This is a genomic window from Parafrankia sp. FMc2, from assembly GCF_041008525.1.
GTDB lineage: Bacteria > Actinomycetota > Actinomycetes > Frankiales > Frankiaceae > Parafrankia.
Genome location: NZ_JBFLUG010000484.1, coordinates 1 through 693, shown reverse-complemented (window position 1 = coordinate 693; position 693 = coordinate 1). Strand labels below are relative to the sequence as shown.

The 693-nt window shown below is 72.6% G+C and carries 1 protein-coding gene; it reads left to right on the top strand.

Annotated features, from left to right (window positions below):
- Positions 1-693 (top strand): beta-ketoacyl synthase N-terminal-like domain-containing protein (locus AB1460_RS38060; RefSeq protein WP_368967457.1); only part of this gene is annotated, 693 nt, incomplete at both ends.

Below are 693 nucleotides of genomic sequence, written 5' to 3'. Positions count from 1 at the left end.
GGACACGGCGTGTTCGTCGTCGTTGGTGGGGTTGCATCTGGCGGTGGGGTCGTTGCGGCGTGGTGAGTGTGATCTGGCGGTGGCGGGTGGGGTGTCGGTGATGGCGAACCCGGACACCTTCGTCGAGTTCAGCAGGCAGGGCGGTCTCGCCGGTGACGGCCGCTGCAAGCCGTTCGCCGCCGCCGCGGACGGCACCGGCTGGTCGGAGGGCGCCGGGGTGCTGCTGGTGGAGCGGCTCAGTGACGCGCGTCGGCTCGGTCATGAGGTGCTGGCGGTGGTGCGGGGCACCGCGGTGAACCAGGACGGGGCGAGCAACGGGCTGACGGCGCCGAACGGCCCGTCCCAGCAGCGGGTCATCGTCCAGGCTCTCGCCGACGCACGGCTCGCCCCCGAGCATGTGGACGTCGTCGAGGCGCACGGCACGGGTACCCGCCTGGGTGACCCGATCGAGGCGCAGGCGCTGCTGGACACCTACGGGCGGGAGCGGCCGGCCCAGCGTCCGCTGTGGCTAGGGTCGGTCAAGTCGAACCTGGGCCACACGCAGGCCGCCGCCGGCGTCGCCGGTGTGATCAAGATGGTGATGGCGCTGCGGCACGGTGTGCTGCCCCGCACGCTGCACGTGGACGCCCCGTCGCCGCACATCGACTGGACGTCCGGTGCGGTGGAGCTGCTGACCGAGGAACGCGACTGGCC